This window comes from Streptomyces sp. NPDC002580 (assembly GCF_042889485.1).
In the GTDB taxonomy this organism is placed as follows: Bacteria; Actinomycetota; Actinomycetes; order Streptomycetales; family Streptomycetaceae; genus Streptomyces.
Genome location: NZ_JBIAQZ010000002.1, coordinates 964,276 through 980,888 on the forward strand (window position 1 = coordinate 964,276; position 16,613 = coordinate 980,888).

The 16,613-nt window shown below is 69.6% G+C and carries 15 protein-coding genes; 8 read left to right on the forward strand and 7 right to left on the reverse strand.

Features of this window, described 5'->3' with window-relative positions; all coding sequences use genetic code 11:
* Positions 1-16: 16 nt before the first annotated feature.
* A complete protein-coding gene (locus ACFYW7_RS10675; protein ID WP_389500263.1) occupies positions 17-2,068 on the reverse strand; it encodes a phosphocholine-specific phospholipase C in 2,052 nt (683 codons plus the stop codon).
* A gap of 330 nt (positions 2,069-2,398) precedes the next feature.
* On the opposite strand from ACFYW7_RS10675, the gene ACFYW7_RS10680 reads away from it, so the two are divergent.
* From ACFYW7_RS10680 to ACFYW7_RS10690, 3 genes are read left to right on the forward strand one after another with little or no spacing between them, the layout of a single operon-like run.
* Complete coding sequence (locus tag ACFYW7_RS10680; protein WP_389500266.1) at positions 2,399-3,463, forward strand: Rieske 2Fe-2S domain-containing protein; 1,065 nt, start codon at positions 2,399-2,401, stop codon at positions 3,461-3,463.
* Positions 3,460-3,717 carry a hypothetical protein gene (locus ACFYW7_RS10685; protein WP_389500440.1) on the forward strand — a complete coding sequence of 86 codons (258 nt, stop codon included), beginning with the start codon at positions 3,460-3,462 and terminating at the stop codon, positions 3,715-3,717. Before ACFYW7_RS10680 ends, ACFYW7_RS10685 begins: the two co-directional genes overlap by 4 nt.
* A complete protein-coding gene (locus tag ACFYW7_RS10690; RefSeq protein ID WP_389500268.1) occupies positions 3,714-4,649 on the forward strand; it encodes a PDR/VanB family oxidoreductase in 936 nt (311 codons plus the stop codon). The genes ACFYW7_RS10685 and ACFYW7_RS10690 overlap by 4 nt, the downstream gene beginning before the upstream one ends.
* On the opposite strand, the gene ACFYW7_RS10695 is transcribed toward ACFYW7_RS10690, so the two are convergent.
* Complete coding sequence (locus ACFYW7_RS10695) at positions 4,600-5,433, reverse strand: IclR family transcriptional regulator C-terminal domain-containing protein (RefSeq protein WP_389500270.1); 834 nt, start codon at positions 5,431-5,433, stop codon at positions 4,600-4,602. The two genes, ACFYW7_RS10690 and ACFYW7_RS10695, sit on opposite strands and share 50 nt — an antisense overlap.
* A gap of 184 nt (positions 5,434-5,617) precedes the next feature.
* On the opposite strand from ACFYW7_RS10695, the gene ACFYW7_RS10700 reads away from it, so the two are divergent.
* The 4 genes from ACFYW7_RS10700 to ACFYW7_RS10715 are packed head-to-tail and all read left to right on the forward strand — an operon-like array spanning position 5,618 to position 9,040.
* Positions 5,618-6,589 carry an ABC transporter substrate-binding protein gene (locus tag ACFYW7_RS10700; protein WP_389500273.1) on the forward strand — a complete coding sequence of 324 codons (972 nt, stop codon included), beginning with the start codon at positions 5,618-5,620 and terminating at the stop codon, positions 6,587-6,589.
* Between the two features lie 38 nt (positions 6,590-6,627).
* Complete coding sequence (locus ACFYW7_RS10705; protein ID WP_389500275.1) at positions 6,628-7,392, forward strand: ABC transporter permease; 765 nt, start codon at positions 6,628-6,630, stop codon at positions 7,390-7,392.
* Complete coding sequence (locus ACFYW7_RS10710; protein ID WP_389500277.1) at positions 7,389-8,207, forward strand: ABC transporter permease; 819 nt, start codon at positions 7,389-7,391, stop codon at positions 8,205-8,207. The genes ACFYW7_RS10705 and ACFYW7_RS10710 overlap by 4 nt, the downstream gene beginning before the upstream one ends.
* Before the next feature lie 20 nt (positions 8,208-8,227).
* Positions 8,228-9,040 carry an ABC transporter ATP-binding protein gene (locus ACFYW7_RS10715; RefSeq protein WP_389500279.1) on the forward strand — a complete coding sequence of 271 codons (813 nt, stop codon included), beginning with the start codon at positions 8,228-8,230 and terminating at the stop codon, positions 9,038-9,040.
* A gap of 120 nt (positions 9,041-9,160) precedes the next feature.
* Here the strand turns inward: ACFYW7_RS10715 and ACFYW7_RS10720 are convergent, their stop codons facing one another.
* From ACFYW7_RS10720 to ACFYW7_RS10730, 3 genes are read right to left on the reverse strand one after another with little or no spacing between them, the layout of a single operon-like run.
* Entirely contained in the window at positions 9,161-10,762 is a 1,602-nt protein-coding gene (locus ACFYW7_RS10720; RefSeq protein WP_389500281.1) for a glycoside hydrolase family 13 protein, read from the reverse strand.
* 38 nt (positions 10,763-10,800) lie between these two features.
* Positions 10,801-11,676 (reverse strand): carbohydrate ABC transporter permease, encoded by an 876-nt coding sequence (locus ACFYW7_RS10725; protein ID WP_389500283.1) that lies wholly within the window; start codon positions 11,674-11,676, stop codon positions 10,801-10,803.
* Complete coding sequence (locus ACFYW7_RS10730) at positions 11,673-12,644, reverse strand: carbohydrate ABC transporter permease (protein ID WP_389500285.1); 972 nt, start codon at positions 12,642-12,644, stop codon at positions 11,673-11,675. The genes ACFYW7_RS10725 and ACFYW7_RS10730 overlap by 4 nt, the downstream gene beginning before the upstream one ends.
* Before the next feature lie 155 nt (positions 12,645-12,799).
* Between ACFYW7_RS10730 and ACFYW7_RS10735 the strand changes: the two genes are divergently transcribed.
* Positions 12,800-14,011 carry an RNA-guided endonuclease InsQ/TnpB family protein gene (locus tag ACFYW7_RS10735; protein ID WP_389500287.1) on the forward strand — a complete coding sequence of 404 codons (1,212 nt, stop codon included), beginning with the start codon at positions 12,800-12,802 and terminating at the stop codon, positions 14,009-14,011.
* A 25-nt stretch (positions 14,012-14,036) separates the two neighbouring features.
* Here ACFYW7_RS10735 and ACFYW7_RS10740 read toward each other — a convergent pair whose 3' ends face one another.
* Positions 14,037-15,386: an ABC transporter substrate-binding protein gene (locus ACFYW7_RS10740; protein ID WP_389500289.1), complete on the reverse strand. Its 1,350-nt coding sequence runs from the start codon at positions 15,384-15,386 to the stop codon at positions 14,037-14,039.
* Between the two features lie 163 nt (positions 15,387-15,549).
* Positions 15,550-16,548 (reverse strand): LacI family DNA-binding transcriptional regulator, encoded by a 999-nt coding sequence (locus tag ACFYW7_RS10745; RefSeq protein ID WP_389500292.1) that lies wholly within the window; start codon positions 16,546-16,548, stop codon positions 15,550-15,552.
* Positions 16,549-16,613: the final 65 nt, after the last annotated feature.

Consider the following 16,613-nt stretch of genomic DNA (forward strand, 5'->3'; position numbering starts at 1 on the left):
GCCGGTCCGATATCCGTCAAACCGTCACGAGAGCCGGGTCGCTGACACCTGGTCGGCCATTCTCGACATGCCCGGCGAATCGCCTCATAAAGCCCGCGTTCCTCTCGGAGACGACGGTCAGGTCGTACCAGCGCTTGCCGGCCCGCAGGTCCACCGTGTGCCTCACGGTCGCCCCGGCCCGGACCCGGACCGCGACGGACGGTCCGCCGTATCCGTCGGTGATCTTGAAATTGGCCGTGCCCGCGGCCTTGTTGACGAAGGTGAGCTCCACGTCGTCGCCGACGTGGCGGGCGGTGACCTCGGGTGCGGCCGTTCCGCCCGCGCCCCGGAACGTGCGGAGGAATCCGTTGGGACCGTGCACCGTGAGGTCGTACGAGCCGCCCGAGTACGCGGAGTTCCAGGTGTCCGAGAGGGTCTTGCCCGCCTCCGTGGTGTAGGTCCACGGGCCGTCGGCCCGGTTGCCGGAGGTGACGAGGAAGGCCGCGCCGGCCTTCGCTCCGGAGGCGAAGGTCAGGGTGAACCTCCCGGTCGTGATGTCGGCCGAACCGTCCACGGAGGGGGCGTACTTGAGGGGACGGGTCGGGCGCGATCCGCGCTCCTGCCGGGGCAGCTCCGGGTTCGCCGGCGGCTTCGGCACGTAGTCGGGGTGACGGGCTCCGTCCGGCGGCCGGTAGCTGTCGGTGTCCGGCAGCACGACCGGCTCGGTGTCCTTGCGGCGGAAGTCGAACGCGGCGGTGAGGTCTCCGCCGACGGCGCGTCGCCAGGGCGAGATGTTGGGCTCGCGCACCCCGAACCGGGCTTCCATGAACCGGATGATCGAGGTGTGGTCGAAGGTCTCGGAGCAGACGTAACCGCCCTTGCTCCAGGGCGAGACGACGAGCATCGGCACCCGCGGGCCGAGTCCGTACGGGCCGGCGGCACGGCCGGCGTCTCCCGGGTGGAGGTCCGGGCCGACGTCGACCGTGGACCTGCCCTGCGCGGCGGACCGCGGGGGGAACGGCGGGACGAGGTGGTCGAAGAAGCCGTCGTTCTCGTCATAGGTGATGAACAGGGCCGTCCTGCTCCACACCTCGGGGTCGGAGGTGAGGGCGTCCAGCACCTGGGAGATGTACCAGGCGCCGTAGTTGGCAGGCCAGTTGGGGTGCTCGCTGAACGCCTCGGGAGCGGCGATCCAGGAGATCTTCGGCAGCTTCCCGCCCCGCACGTCGGCCCGGAGCTGGTCGAAGAAACCCTCGCCCTTGCGGGCGTCGGTTCCGGTGCGGGCCTTGTCGTACAGCGGGTCGCCCGGCTGGGCATCGCGGTACTGGTTGAAGTAGAGCAGGGAGTTGTCCCCGTAGTTGCCTCGGTAGGCGTCCGGGATCCAGCCCCAGGATCCGGCCGCGTCGAGACCGTCGCCGACGTCCTGGTAGACCTTCCAGGAGATCCCGGCCGCTTCCAGCCGCTCCGGGTACGTCGTCCAGCCGTACCCCGCCTCCTCGTTGCCGAGAACCGGGCCGCCGCCCTTGCCGTCGTTGCCCGTGTACCCCGTCCACATGTAGTAGCGGTTGGGGTCCGTGGAGCCGATGAACGAGCAGTGGTACGCGTCGCAGACCGTGAAGGAGTCGGCCAGCGCGTAGTGGAACGGGATGTCCTCACGCGTCAGATAGGCCATCGTCGTCGCCGATTTGGCGGGCACCCACTTGTCGTACCTGCCCTGGTCGAAGGCGGCGTGACCGTCGTTCCAGCCGTGCGGGAGGTCCTGGATGAACGCGAGGCCGAGGTCGTCCGCCTCCGGGTGGAAGGGCAGCACGTCCTTGGTGCCGTCCGACTGGTACCAGACCGACTTGGTGCCCGTCGTGGTGACCGGACGCGGATCGCCGAAACCGCGGACGCCCCTCAGGGAGCCGAAGTAGTGGTCGAACGAACGGTTCTCCTGCATGAGCACGACGATGTGCTCGACGTCCTCGATCGTGCCCGAACGGTGGTGTGCGGGCAGTGCCGCCGCGCGCTGGACACTGCCGGACAGCGCGGTGAACGCCGTGCTCGCACCGGCGAGTTGGAGGAATCGACGCCGATTCACTTGAGACATGACGGGGTGACCTCTCGTCCTGACGGGCCCGTTCGGCCGGAAGCTGATGGAACGTACGCGAAACGAGTGTTCCCAGAGCATCAGATGACAGGGAAGGGCACCGTGGCACCGGTGTGAAACCCGGCGGTACGTGAGGCGAACGGTTCGGGCGGGATGCCGTCGGCAACGTCGACTCCGCGGCACACGGAAGCGGCCCGGACCCGCACCCGGCTCGACCGTCTCCTGGCGGGCCGCCAGGGAGTTTCCGGCCGGCGGAAGTCCTCTTGCCCGGACGGAGGCGACCTGGGCATCGTGTTGGCGACACGACGTCGAGGATGACGGGACCCGCCCATGCCGCACACCACCGCCTTCGCCAGGAACCAGTGGTACGTCGTCGCCTTCACCCACGAAGTGGGGCGGGAGCTGCTCGGGCGGACGGTGCTCGGGGAGCCGCTCGTGCTCTACCGGGCCGAGGAGGACGGGAAGGCGGTCGCCCTGTCCGACCGGTGTGTGCACCGGCGCTTCCCGCTCTCGGAGAGCCGGCTCGACGGGGACCGGATCGTGTGCGGCTACCACGGGTTCACGTACGACTCGACAGGTGCCTGCGTGTACGTGCCGGGGCAGAAGCGCATACCGCGGACGGCCCGTGTCGCCTCCTACCCCGTCGTCGAACAGGACCTGTTCGTCTGGGTCTGGATCGGCGACCCGGCCCTCGCCGACCCCGGGGCCATCCCGCGGGCCCCGCACATGGACTCGCCGGCCTGGACCACGGTCAGCGGGATGGAGCCCATCGACGCGGACTACGGCCTGCTCGTCGACAACCTCCTCGACCTCTCGCACGAGACGTACCTGCACGGCGGGTACATCGGGACCCCCGAGGTCGCCGAGACGCCGATCGTCACCGAGGTCGACGAGGGGGCCGGTGTCGTGCGCGTCTCCCGGCACATGGACGACGCCGAGTGCCCGCCGTTCTACGCCCGTTCGACCGGGATCGAGGGCCGCATCACGCGGTGGCAGGACATCGAGTACCACGCGCCGTGCCTCTATCTGCTGCACAGCAGGATCGCGCCGGCCGGGGTGCTGCCGGAGGCGGACGGTAGTGACCCGAACGCCTTCCACACCGAGATCACGTACGCGATCACGCCGTCCGGGGACGGCAAGGTCTACGACTTCTGGGCCGTCTCCCGTGACTTCGCCCGCTCGGACGGCGAAGTCAGCACCTTCATGCGGGACTTGAACCACACCGTCGTGATGCAGGACGTCGACGCGCTCAACCTGCTCCAGAAGGTTCTCGGCACCGAGCCCGACGGATACCAGGAGCTGAGCATCAACATCGACACCGGTGGTCTCGCGGCCCGCCGCATCCTGGCCCGTCTGGTGGAGGAGGGCGCCAAGCCGACGGAGAAGATCAGGTGACCGGCCCGACCGGCGAGGTCTTCCGCGTCGACTGGCTCCCGGGCACCGACGTGCTGCGCGGCACCTGCCACTGCGGCGCCGGCCACACCGCCGAGGACCCGATCGCGATGTGGGAGTGGATGCTCGCCCACCCGGAGGGGCACGGGACGCCGGGCGACGGGACGGGGGGAGCCGAGGCGGCACCGGGCCGCACGGGGGGCGCCGCCACCGGATCGCGAAGACGCGGGCGCACACCACGAGGAGAGGCCTCGTGAATGAGTACGAGGCCGAACTCGTCCTCGCGCGGCGGGAGTCCGTCGCCGACGGCGTGCTCGCCCTGACGCTGCGCCATCCGCTCGGCGCCGAACTCCCGCCCTGGGAGCCGGGCGCTCACATCGATGTCGTCCTCGGGGCCGGGCTGGAGCGGCAGTACTCCCTGTGCGGCGATCCGGCGGACCGGCGGGCGTGGCGGATCGCGGTGCTGCGCGAGGCGGCGGGACGGGGCGGATCGGCTCATGTGCACGGGCGGTTGAGGGAAGGTGACGGCGTCCGGGTTCGAGGTCCGCGCAATCACTTCGCCCTCGTCTCCGCCCCGCGCTACCGGTTCGTCGCCGGCGGCATCGGCATCACCCCGATCCTGCCGATGCTCGCCGCGGCCGAGGCGGCGGGCGCCGAGTGGACGCTGCTGTACGGCGGGCGGACCCGAGGTTCCATGGCGTTCACCGAGGAGTTGGGGCGGTACGGGGACCGGGTCACCCTCGCCCCCGAGGACGAGACCGGACTGCTCGACCTCGCCCCCGTGCTCGGCGCCCTGCCCGAGGGCACCCTCGTCTACGCCTGCGGTCCCGGGGCCCTTCTCGACGCGGTGGAGGAACGCTGCCCGGCCGTGCCGCCGCATGTCGAGCGGTTCCGGCCGAAGCCCCAGGAGGCTCGTGGGGGCGGCGAGTTCGAGGTGGTCCTGGAGCGGTCCGGGAGGACGGTGCGCGTCGCTCCCGGAGTCTCCGTCCTCGACACCGTGCGGGCCGCCGGGATCGAGGTGCTGTTCTCCTGCGCCGAAGGCACCTGCGGGACCTGCGAGACGGAGGTGCTCGAAGGCGTTCCGGACCACCGGGACTCGGTGCTCACGGAGGCGGAGCGGGAGGCGGGCGAGACGATGCTCATCTGTGTGTCGCGCTGCCATGGGGACCGGCTCGTCCTGGACCTGTGACTCCGACCGGGCCGGTGGCCCCGAGGTCCGCCTCGATCCGCGCGACCGTCGCCAGCAGGTGGGGAAGCAGGTCGCGGCGGACGGACTCGAGGCTGTTGCGGGTGGCGTGCACGGGGATGTTCACGGCCGCCACCACGGCACCCTGCCGGTCCCGCACCGGGGCGGCCACCGAGCGCAGGCCCTCCTCCAACTCCTGGTCCACGATGGCGTATCCCTGCTTCCGCACCCGGCGCAGTTCCGCTTCCAGGAGGTCCGGCGCGACGATCGTGCGCGCCGTCAGGGGGAGTAGGTCCGCCCGTTCGAGCCGGGCGGCGGTCTCCTCGTCCGGCAGGTGCGCGAGGATCACCCGGCCCACCGAGGTGACATGGGCCGGGAAGCGGGTTCCGACGGTGATCGCCGCCGTCATGATGCGCCGGGTCGGGACCCGCGCCACGTACACCACGTCGTCGCCGTCGAGGACGCAGAGCGAGCTCGACTCCCCCACCTGTTCGGCGAGTCGCTTCAGGTGCGGCAGGGCGATCTCCGGGAGGCCGAGGCCGGAGAGGTAGGCGTAGCCGAGTTCCAGCACCCGCGGGGTGAGCCGGAAGATCCGGCCGTCCGTGTGGACGTATCCGAGATCGACCAGGGTGAGCAGGAAGCGGCGGGCGGCCGCGCGGGTCAGGTCGGAGTCGCGCGCGACCTCACTGAGTGTCAGTTCCGGCCGGTCCGCGCCGAATACGCGGATGACGGCGAGTCCGCGTTCGAAGGAGCGGACGAAGTGGGGCGCTCGGGCTGCTGCAGGCATCGTCGCCTCCAGAGAGACATGAGGAGCGCTCTCCGCCGGGGCCGGGAGCACTTCGATAACTGTCAACAATATTGTTAGCCAAGGGCATTGACCCGGAACGGAAGGGGTTCTACCTTCGCGCTGAGCACCATTGTGCGGTGTGCGCACAACCTGTCGGAACCCTTTCGTCTGCACAGGAGGAGCCATGCGTCGTCTGCTCGCCGGTCTCGCGGTCGGAGCCTTCCTGGTCGCCATGTCGGCCTGCGGCTCGTCCGACGGCGGTGGCGCCTCGGACAAGAACTCTTCGTCCGGCGGTACCACCACCGTCAAGGTCGGGATCATCCCGATCGTCGATGTCGCCCCCGTCTATCTGGGCCAGAAGAAGGGCTTCTACAGCAAGCGCGGCCTGAAACTGTCGATGACCCTCGCGCAGGGCGGCGCGGCCATCGTGCCGGGCGTGGTCTCGGGCCAGTCCCAGTTCGGGTTCTCCAACATGACCTCGCTGATGATCGCCCAGTCCAACGGTGTTCCCGTCAAGGCCATCGCGAACGGCGTCGCCTCGACAGGCGTCCAGGGCAAGGACTTCGGGGCCATCACGGTCAAGAAGGGCAGCCCGATCACGTCGGCGAAGGATCTGGAGGGCAAGAAGGTCGCCGTCAACACGGTGAAGAACATCAACGAGACCGCTGTGCGCGAGTCGGTGCGCAAGGCGGGCGGCGACCCGTCCAAGGTCAAGTTCGTCGAGCTGGCCTTCGACCTCATGCCCGCAGCCCTCGACAAGGGCCAGATCGACGCCGCCATGGTGGTCGAGCCCGCCCTCGCCACGGTGAAGAGCCAGGGCGCCACCGAGATCGCCTCGTCCCTGGTCGACGTGGCGAAGGACCTCACCGTCGCCATGTACTTCACGTCGGACCAGTACGCGCAGCAACACCCCGACGTGGTCAAGAAGTTCCAGGAGGCCACGGCGGAGTCCCTCGCCTACGCCGACGCCCACCCGGACGAGGTCCGGCAGATCGTCACCACGTACACGAAGATCCCGGCGGCCGTGCTGGCGAAGGTGACCCTGCCCAAGTGGCCGGCCGACCCGAACCGGGCCTCGATCGAGGCGCTGGAGAAGCTGGGCCGCCAGGACGGTCTCTTCAAGACGGCTCCCGACCTGGACAAGTTGCTGCCGTGAGGCGGGGGCGACCGCGCGGCGGCCACTCCGAACGGGCCGTGAACGCCGCTCTGGGCGTCGCCGGGCTCGCGGCCTTCCTCGCCCTCGGCGAGGTGGTGCCGCGGCTCGGCGTGGTCAAGGAGCAGTTCTTCCCGCCGACCAGCCGGATCGCCCGGGCGTTCGCGGACGAGCTCACCGACGGCGCCTTCTGGACGGATCTCGGCGACACCCTCACGGGCTGGGCACTGGGCCTCGCGATCGCGGTCGGCGCGGGCATCGTCGTGGGTGTCGTCGTCTCGGTCGTGCCGTACCTGCGCGAGGCGACCGCCTCGACGGTCGAGTTCCTGCGCCCCATCCCCTCCGTGGCGCTGATCCCGCTCGCCGTCCTCCTCTACGGCACCGAACTGCGGTCGGTGCTCCTCCTCGTCGTGTACGCCTCCTTCTGGCAGGTCCTCGTCCAGGTCATGTACGGCGTGCGGGACGTCGACCCCGTGGCGGAGGAGACGGCGCGCTCGTACGGTCTGGGCACCTGGGCCCGGGTGCGCCATGTGCTGTGGCCGACGGCCCTCCCTTACGTCATGACGGGTGTCCGGCTCGCCGCCGCCGTCGCGCTCATTCTCACCGTGACCGCCGAACTCGTCATCGGAGCACCGGGGTTGGGGGCGCGCATCGCGGTGGCCCAGTCCTCGCAGGCCGTGCCCGAGATGTACGCGCTGATCGTGGTCACGGGCCTGCTCGGGCTGTTGATCAACGTGGGGGCGCGGTCGGTGGAGCGGCACGCGCTGGCCTGGCACCAGTCGGTTCGCGGGGAGGTGACGGTATGACGGACGTCCCCCCGGAGCCGACGAGGCCCCGCGCGTGGGGAAGCCTCCCGCTGCGGGCCCTGTTCGTCGTCGCGCTCCCGGCACTGCTGGTCGGGATCTGGTGGCTCGCGTCGGACGGCAGCACCGACGTGTACTGGCCGCCGCTGCGCACGATCCTGAGGACGTTCCCCGACGTCTGGACCCGCGACCGGCTGCGCGCCGATCTCGTGCCCAGCCTGCTGCGGCTGCTCGGCGGCTACGCGGTCGCGGCGGTCGTGGGCGTGGCCCTCGGCACGGTCATCGGCTCGTACCGGAGGGTGCGGGCGGTGTGCGAACCGGTCCTGGAGTTCCTGCGGGCCGTGCCGCCGCCCGTCCTCGTGCCGGTCATCATGCTGTTCGCGGGCATCGGGGACACGATGAAGATCGTCGTGATCGCGAGCGGCTGCGTCTGGCCGATCCTGCTCAACACGGTCGAGGGGGTGCGGGCCGTCGACTCCGTGATGTCGGAGACGGCCCGCTCGTACGGCATCACCGGAGTGGCCCGGATGCGCTCCGTCGTCCTGCCGTCGGCGAGCCCGCAGATCTTCGCGGGCCTGCGCCAGGCGCTGTCCATCGGGATCATCCTCATGGTCATCAGTGAGATGTTCGCGGCCAGCAACGGGCTCGGCTTCACCATCGTGCAGTTCCAGCGCGGCTTCGCGATCCCCGACATGTGGACCGGGATCATCGTCCTCGGTCTCCTCGGCTTTCTCCTGTCGGTCGTCTTCCAGGTGGTCGAGCGCCGGGTGCTCGGCTGGTACCACGGTCTGCGGGAGTCCTCCCGCCGGTCCCCGTGACGCATCCGAAAGGGCGGTCCATGCACGCGTCTTTGGTCGTATCCGGCCTGCGAAAGGTCTACGAGGGGTCAGGCCGCCGGGTGGAGGCGGTCCGGGACCTGACCTTCACCGTGGACGCGGGTGAACTCGTCTGCCTGGTGGGCCCGTCGGGCTGCGGCAAGACCACGCTGCTGAAGTGCATGGCCGGTCTGCTCACGCCGACGGGGGGCGAGGTGCTGCTCGGGGGCCGCCGGGTCGGCGGCCCGCCGCCCGGCATGGCGTTCGTGTTCCAGGAGTACGGGCGCAGCCTGTTCCCCTGGATGCGGGTCGGCGAGAACGTCGAACTGCCCCTGAAGCAGAAGAATCTGAGCAGGGCGCGGCGACGGGAACTGGTCGGCGACGCGTTGGACTCCGTCGGTCTGGCCGATGCCGAGCGGGCCTATCCCTGGCAGCTGTCCGGCGGGATGCAGCAGCGGGTCGCCATCGCGCGGGCGCTGGCGTACGAACCCGAAGTCCTGCTCATGGACGAGCCGTTCGCGGCGGTCGACGCGCAGACCCGTGCCGATCTGGAGGATCTGGTGCGCCGGCTGTGGCGGGAGCGCGGGATCACCATCCTGTTCGTGACCCATGACATCGACGAGGCCGTGTACCTGGGCGAGCGGGTCCTGGTCCTCTCGGCCTCCCCCACCGTCGTGCGGGAGCAGTTGAAGGTGGATCTTCCGGAGCAGCGGGACCAGTTGCACACCCGGGTCTCCCCGCGCTTCGCCGAGTTGCGGACCCATGTGTACGGGCAGATCCAGGCGGCGAAGCGCGGGGAGTCGTTCACGAAGACGGACGCGCCTCCCCTTCATTGAGACGGGCCCGCCCGCCCGGCGAGCGGGAGAAGGGGAGCGGTGCCGCCAGGGAGCCGGTCGTGCCGGCCGGCCGCGGGCTCCGCGAGCCCCGCCGACCGGACCACCGGGCCCGGGGCGATCTCAGGCGCGCAGCCAGACCGCCGTGTCCGTCGGAAGGAACCCGTCGGCGTCCAGCGGGGCGCTGGCGAGCAGGAGCCTGGAGTGCTCCGGCAGTTCGACCGCGCCGTCGGCCAGGTTGACGACGCAGAGCAGACCGTCGGCGCGGGCGAAGGCGAGGACGCCCTCGGGTGCGGGCAGCCAGTCGAGCGGGCCGTCCCCGAAGCCGGGCTCGGCGCGGCGGACCCGGAGCGCGGCACGGTAGAGGTTCAGCATCGAGCCCGGGTCCTCGGACTGGCGGTCGGCGGCGTACGCCGGCCAGTCGGCGGGCTGCGGCAGCCAGGGGTCACCGCCGAATCCGGCGTACGGGGCCGTCGCGGACCAGGGCAGCGGGACCCGGCAGCCGTCGCGCCCCGGGTCGCTGCCGCCGGAGCGGAAGTGCATCGGGTCCTGAATGCTGTCGAGCGGCAACTCCACTTCGGGCAGGCCGAGTTCCTCGCCCTGATAGACGTACACGGAGCCGGGCAGGGCGAGCGAGAGCAACGCGGCGGCGCGGGCCCTGCGGGTGCCGAGAGCCGTGTCGGTGGGCGTGCCGAAGGCCTTGGCCGTGAAGTCGAAGCCGGTGTCGGCGCGTCCGTAGCGGGTGACGGTGCGGGTCACGTCGTGGTTGCACAGCACCCAGGTGGCGGGCGCTCCGACGGGGGCGTGCTCGGCGAGGGTCTCGTCGATGGAGGTGCGCAGCCGTCCGGCGTCCCAGGGGCAGGACAGGAACGAGAAGTTGAAGGCGGTGTGCAGTTCGTCGGGGCGCAGGTAGCGGGCGAAGCGTTCGGTGTCGGGGAGCCAGACCTCGCCGACGAAGATGCCGTCGTAGGCGTCGGCGACCGCCCGCCAGGAACGGTAGATGTCGTGGAGTTCGTCGCGGTCGACGTACGGGTTCGGGTCGCGTCCCTCGACATAGTCGGGCAGCTCCGGGTCCTTGGCGAGCAGGGCCGCCGAGTCGATCCGCACACCGGCCACCCCGCGCTCGAACCAGAAGCGCAGGATCTCCTCGTGCTCCTGACGGACCGCCGGATGGGCCCAGTTGAGATCGGGCTGTTCGGGGGTGAAGAGGTGGAGGTACCAGTCGCCCTCGGGCAGTCGGGTCCACACCGGTTCGGCGGAGCCCGCGAACTGGGACGGCCAGTCGTTGGGCGGGAGTTCGCCGTGCTCGCCGCGTCCGGGACGGAAGTGGAAGAGTTCGCGCTCCGGGCCGCCGGCCAGGGCCGCCCGGAACCAGGGGTGCTGGTCGGAGACGTGGTTCGGCACGATGTCGACCAGGGTGCGGATGCCCAGTTCCCGGGCTTCGGCGATGAGCTTCTCGGCCTCGGCGAGTGTCCCGAAGGCCGGGTCGACGGTCCGGTAGTCGGCGACGTCGTAACCGCCGTCGGCCAGGGGTGAGAGGTACCAGGGGTTGAACCAGAGCGCGTCCACCCCGAGTTCGGCGAGGTACGGGAGTCTGGCGCGGACGCCCGCGAGGTCGCCGGTGCCGTCGCCGTCGCCGTCCGCGAAGCTGCGGACGTACACCTGGTAGATGACGGCGGAACGCCACCACGCGGACTGATTTCGGGCAGGGCGGGGCTGTCCCACGGTGCGTAGCCTTTCGTTCGAGGAAGTCACATGCGGCGTCAGCCCTTGGTGCTGCCCGCGCTGATTCCGGCGATGATGTGCCGCTGGAACACCAGGAACATCAGGACCATGGGGATGCTGGCGATCACCATCGCGGCGATGAGCACGGTCAGTTGGATGTTCTGCGACAGCTGGACGAGCGCCACGCTGATGGGCTGTTTGCCGGTGTCCGAGAAGACCATCAGCGGCCAGAGGAAGTCCTGCCAGACGGCGACCAGGGCAAAGATCGACACGACTCCGAGGACGGGCCGGGACATCGGCAGCACGATCGACCACAGGGTGCGCAGCTTCCCGGCGCCGTCGATCTCGGCGGCCTCCAGGACATCGCGCGGGATCTGGTCGAAGAAGCGTTTGAGGAGATAGAGGTTGAAGGCGTTGGCGACGGCCGGCAGCCAGATGCCCAGCGGGTCGTTGAGCAGACTCGTGTGGATGAGGGGCAGGTCGGCGACGGTCAGGTACTTGGGGACCACCAGGGCCTGCGCGGGAACCATCAGGGTGGCGAGGATGCTGCCGAGGATCACCTTGCCGAAGGCCGGCTTCAGCCTGGACAGGGCGTACGCGGCGGCCGTGCAGAAGACGAGTTGGAGAAGCCAGGCGCCCGCGGCCTGGACGACCGTGTTCCACAGGTGGGTGGGCAGGTCCATCAGGTCCCACGCGTCGGTGTACCCGGTGAGGTGCCACTGGTCGGGTACGAGGGTCGGCGGGGTGCGCGTGACCTCGTCCGGCGACTTCATGGCGCCCGTCACCATCCAGTAGACGGGGAAGAGGAAGGCCAGCGCGAAGAGGAGGACCACCCCGGCGAAGACCGACCAGTAGACGGCCTTGCCGCGTCGGCGGGACAGGGCGAGCGGGGAGACGAGGGTGCGGGTGCTCACGCGTCCTCCCCTTCGGAACGGGTGAACCGCAGGTACAGCGCGGAGAAGGCGCTGAGCAGGACGAGAAGCATGACGCTCAACGCGCAGGCCCCTCCGAAGTCGTTGTAGAGGAAGGCGTACTTGTAGATGAGGTAGAGCACCGTGACGGTCTCGTCCTCGGGGCCGCCGCCGGTGATCACGAACGGCTCGGTGAAGACCTGCATGGTGGCGATGATCTGGAGCAGCATCAGCATGAGGATGATGAAGCGGGTCTGCGGGATCGTCACGTGCCGGATCCGCTGCCAGATGTTCGCCCCGTCCAGCTCGGCCGCCTCGTACAGCTCGCCGGGGATGCTCTGGAGCGCGGCGAGGTAGATGAGGACGGTGCCGCCGAGGTTGGCCCAGGTGGCGACGATGACCAGCGAGACGAGTGCGGTGTCGGCGCCGTTGGACCAGTTCGAGGTCGGCAGGTGCAGGAAGCGCAGCGCCTCGTTGGCGAGGCCCGCTCCGGGATCGTAGAACCACTTCCACAGCAGCGCGCTGACCACCGGCGGGATCATCACCGGCAGGTAGACGACGACCCTGAAGAAGGCCTTCGCGTGCCTGAGTTCGTTGAGCACGAGCGCCATCACGAAGGGGACGGCGAAACCGATGAGCAGGGCGAGGAGGGTGAACGTGAGGGTGTTGCGCCAGGCGGCGGTGAACTCCGGGTCGTGGAAGACCCGGGTGAAGTTGGCGGTGCCGACCCATTCCCCGCCGCTGCCCGGCGTGTACTTCTGGAAGGCGATCACGACCGCGCGGATCGCCGGGTACCAGGAGAACAGCGCGAAGCAGAGCAGGCCGCCGATCAGGAAGGCGTACGCGCACAACTGGTCGGCCAGCCGCCGGCGCCGCGGTCCCCCGGTCCGGCGCCCGGCCGACCGCGGCACCTCCGGCACGCCGACGGCGGCCGGAGGGAGCACGGCGGGGGGCTTCGATGCGGTCTTCATCGAAGGCCTTCGGGGAAACCCCGGCCTTCGGGCCGGGGAGGAATCGGACTGCCTACGGAGCAGGGCAGAGGAAGACGATTCGCCGCCGGGGCGGATCGTCGCTCATCACCAAGAGTCCGTAGGCGGTCACAATCTGTTGTTATAGTTTGTGAGTCGTGACCACTCATGTGAAGCGGGCGTTCAAGTTCCGCTTCTACCCGGACGGTGCGCAGGCGGCGGAGCTGTCGCGCACGTTCGGGTGCGTGCGGAAGGTCTACAACCTGGCTCTCGAAGCCCGCACCACCGCGTGGTACCAGCGGCGGGAGAGGGTCAACTACAACGCGACCTCGGCGATGCTCACCGCGTGGAAGAAGACCGAAGAACTCGCCTTCCTGTCCGAGGTGTCCTCGGTGCCGTTGCAGCAGTGCCTGAGGCATCCGCAGGGCGCGTTCACCAGCTTTTTCGAGGGACGGGCGAAGTACCCGCGGTTCAAGTCGCAAAAGAAGTCCCGCCGGTCGGCGGAGTACACCAGCTGGGCGTTCCGCTACCGCGACGGCCGGCTCACGCTCGCCAGGATGCGCGAGCCGCTGGACATCGTGTGGTCCCGGCCGCTGCCCGAAGGTGCGCGGCCGTCCACGGTGACCGTGTCCCAGGACGCGGCCGGACGCTGGTTCGTGTCGCTGCTCTGCGACGACACGATCACCCCCGCACCGGCCGCCACGGCCGCTGTCGGCATCGACGCCGGGATCACCTCCCTGGTGACCCTGTCCACCGGGGAGAAGATCACCAACCCCCGGCACGAACGCCGCGACCGCGCCCGCCTCGCCAAGGCCCAGCGGGAACTGTCCCGCAAAGCTCCTGGCGATGGCGTGAACCGGGCCGAGGCACGCCGCAAGGTCGCCGAAATCCACGCCCGGATCACCGACCGGCGCCGCGACCACCTGCACAAGCTGACCACTCGACTCGTCCGCGAGAACCAAACGGTCGTGATCGAGGACCTCACCGTCCGCAACCTGGTCAAGAACCACGGGCTCGCCCGAGCTATCTCGGACGCGGCCTGGCGTGAGCTGCGGACGATGCTGGAGTACAAGTGCGCCTGGTACGGGCGCGAACTCGTCGTGATCGACCGCTGGTTCCCCAGCTCGAAACTGTGCGGGGCCTGCGGCACGATCCGGGCGAAGCTGCCGCTGAACGTCCGTGAGTGGACGTGCGAGTGCGGCACGGTGCACGACCGCGACGCGAACGCGGCGCAGAACATTCTCGCGGCCGGGCTGGCCGTGTCTGCCTGTGGAGACGGTGTAAGACCTCAACGGGAGTCCTCCCGGACGGGGCGGTCGTCGGTGAAGCAGGAACCCCAGCGGGCGACCGCTGGAACCCCCCGCCTCTAGGCAGGGGAGGAAGTCAAGAACGGTGTCAGCCTCGGGCCAGGATGGAGTCGATCTTTCCGGCGGCGTCCTTGAGGAGCTGGTCGACGTCGGCGTCCTTCTTGGTGAGGACCGCGGACACGGCGCCGTCGAGGACGGAGTAGATCTGCTGGGCCTGCGGCGGCTCGATCTTCATCTGGAGGCTCTGGTTGCCGTCCAGGAACGCCTGGTAGTTCTCCACGGGCACGTTGGCGTTGGCCTTCTTGATCTGCTGGTCCTTGGCGTCCGCGGCGCCGGTGAACAGGCGCGGCTCGGGCAGGCCGACGGGGGCGTCGTTCTGCTTGGCGCGGGCGTAGTCGCCGAGGAAGCCGTCGCCCGGCGTCAGGAACATGCTGTCCAGCCACTTGAGGCCGGCCTTGATCTGCTCCGGGGTGGCCTTCTTGTTGAACATGTAGCCGTCGCCGCCGATGAGCGTGCCCTTGCCACCGGGCATGGGAGCCAGCGCGAGGTCCTTGTAGTTGCCGCCCTTCTCCTTCACCAGGATCGGGATGTTGTCCGGGGCGGAGAGGTACATGCCGAGCTTGCCGGAGCCCATCATCTGCTGGACGTCGTTGATGACCAACAGCTGCTTGCTGCCCATGGAGTTGTCGCTCCAGCGCATGTCCTTGAGGTTCTGCAGGACCGCCTTGCCCTCCGGGCCGTCGATCGTGGACTTCTTGCCGTCCTCGCCGACGACGTTCCCGCCCTGCGAGTAGAGCTCGGCGGTGAAGTGCCAACCGCCCTGGTTCTGGGCGCTGTAGTCGGCGTAGCCGACGGTGCCCTTGCCGAGCGCGGCTATCTTCTTGGCGTCCGCGCGCAGCTCCTCCCAGGTCGCCGGGGGCTTGTCGGGGTCGAGGCCGGCCTTCTCGAAGAGCGCCTTGTTGTAGATGAGGCCCATGGAGTAGCCGGTGCGGGGGACGCCGTAGATCTTGCCGTCGAGCGTGTAGATGTCCCGCAGTTGCTGCTGGATGGTGCTGTAGCTCTTGAGGTCCTTGACGTAACTGGTGATGTCCGCGGCCTGGTTGACGTCGACCACGTGCTTGGCGTCGGTGAAGTACGTGTAGAACACGTCCTCCATCTGACCGCCGGCCAGCTTCGCGTCGAAGGTCTTGGGGTCCTGACACGGGAACGCGTCGTGCGTGACGACGTCGATGCCCGGATTGGCCTTCTCGAACGCCTTGGTGTCGGCCTCGAAGAACGAGCGGTCGACCTTGGCGCTCTTCGGCGGCTCGCAGTTGACGGTGATGCGGGTCTTTCCGTTGGCCGCGTCGTCGTCGCTCGAACCGCACGCGGTGGCGGTGAGCGCGAGGGAGGACGCCGTGAGCATGACGAAGGTACGGCGGAACCCGGTGCTTCTCATTGGTGGACCCCTTTGGGCAGGAGCGAGGTAGGCCCACGGCGGGCGTGCCGCCGTGTTCTGGCGCCGCACACTCAAGCACCGCCGACATCCGTCCGCAAGATGTCGCGCAGAATCTGTAATTATTTGACAGCAATCGAGGTCTCTGTGGCGGGTGGTTGCGCGCTCAGCCGCGCGGCGCTTGCGCGGTCGACCCGCGGACCACCAGCTCCGGTTCGAACAAGAGCTCTTCGGCGGTCACGCTGCTGCCACCGATCTGCGCGTTCAGCAGTTCCACCGCCGCGCGCCCCATGGCCTCGATGGGCTGGCGGACGGTGGTCAGCGGGGGTTCGGTGCAGTTCATGAACGCCGAGTCGTCGTACCCGACGACGGAGATCTCGCCCGGGACGGAGAGTCCCCTGCGACGGGCGGCCCGCACGGCGCCGAGCGCGAGCGGGTCACTGGCGCAGATGATGCCGGTGACCCCCCGGTCGAGCAGCCGGGTGGCCGCGGCCTGGCCGCCCTCCAGGGAGAACATGGCCCGGGCGACGTGCTCGTCCGGCAGGTCCGGCGCCAGGGCGCGCGCCGCCGCGAGCTTGCGGCCCGAGGGCATGTGGTCGCCGGGGCCGAGGACGAGTCCGATCCGCTCGTGGCCGAGCGAGTCGAGGTGGCGCCAGGCCTGCTCGACGGCGACGGCGTCGTCGCAGGAGACGCAGGGGAAACCGAGGTGCTCGATGGCCGCGTTGATCAGCACGACCGGAATGTTGCGGTCCGCGAGCTGCCGGTAGTGGTCGTGCGGGGCGTCCGCCTGGGCGTACAGACCGCCGGCGAACACCACCCCGGAGACCTGCTGCTGGAGCAGCAGCTCCACGTAGTCGGCCTCGGAGACGCCGCCCTTGGTCTGGGTGCACAGCACCGGGGTCAGGCCGAGTTGCGCGAGCGCCCCGCCGATCACCTCGGCGAAGGCCGGGAAGATCGGGTTCTGCAGTTCGGGCAGGACGAGGCCGACGAGCCGGGCGCGTTCGCCGCGCAGCTGGGTCGGCCGCTCGTAGCCGAGGACGTCGAGGGCGGAGAGGACCGCCTGCCGGGTGGAGTCGGAGACTCCGGGCTTGCCGTTGAGCACCCGGCTGACCGTGGCCTCGCTGACCCCGACCTTCTTCGCCACCTGAGCAAGTCGTCGCGTCATGAGCGCAAGAATAGCGCAAGATATGCAAGCTGCTTGCGTAAGAGTCGCGTCATTTCACGCTCGCG

What these genes read in the sequence shown, in the direction of transcription:
- ACFYW7_RS10675 (WP_389500263.1), bottom strand. Translation starts at nt 2,068, where the DNA reads ATGTCTCAAGTGAATCGGCGTCGATTCCTCCAACTCGCCGGTGCGAGC.
- ACFYW7_RS10680 (WP_389500266.1), top strand. Translation starts at nt 2,399, where the DNA reads ATGCCGCACACCACCGCCTTCGCCAGGAACCAGTGGTACGTCGTCGCC.
- ACFYW7_RS10695 (WP_389500270.1), bottom strand. Translation starts at nt 5,433, where the DNA reads ATGCCTGCAGCAGCCCGAGCGCCCCACTTCGTCCGCTCCTTCGAACGC.
- ACFYW7_RS10700 (WP_389500273.1), top strand. Translation starts at nt 5,618, where the DNA reads ATGCGTCGTCTGCTCGCCGGTCTCGCGGTCGGAGCCTTCCTGGTCGCC.
- ACFYW7_RS10710 (WP_389500277.1), top strand. Translation starts at nt 7,389, where the DNA reads ATGACGGACGTCCCCCCGGAGCCGACGAGGCCCCGCGCGTGGGGAAGC.
- ACFYW7_RS10715 (WP_389500279.1), top strand. Translation starts at nt 8,228, where the DNA reads ATGCACGCGTCTTTGGTCGTATCCGGCCTGCGAAAGGTCTACGAGGGG.
- ACFYW7_RS10730 (WP_389500285.1), bottom strand. Translation starts at nt 12,644, where the DNA reads ATGAAGACCGCATCGAAGCCCCCCGCCGTGCTCCCTCCGGCCGCCGTC.
- ACFYW7_RS10740 (WP_389500289.1), bottom strand. Translation starts at nt 15,386, where the DNA reads ATGAGAAGCACCGGGTTCCGCCGTACCTTCGTCATGCTCACGGCGTCC.
- ACFYW7_RS10745 (WP_389500292.1), bottom strand. Translation starts at nt 16,548, where the DNA reads ATGACGCGACGACTTGCTCAGGTGGCGAAGAAGGTCGGGGTCAGCGAG.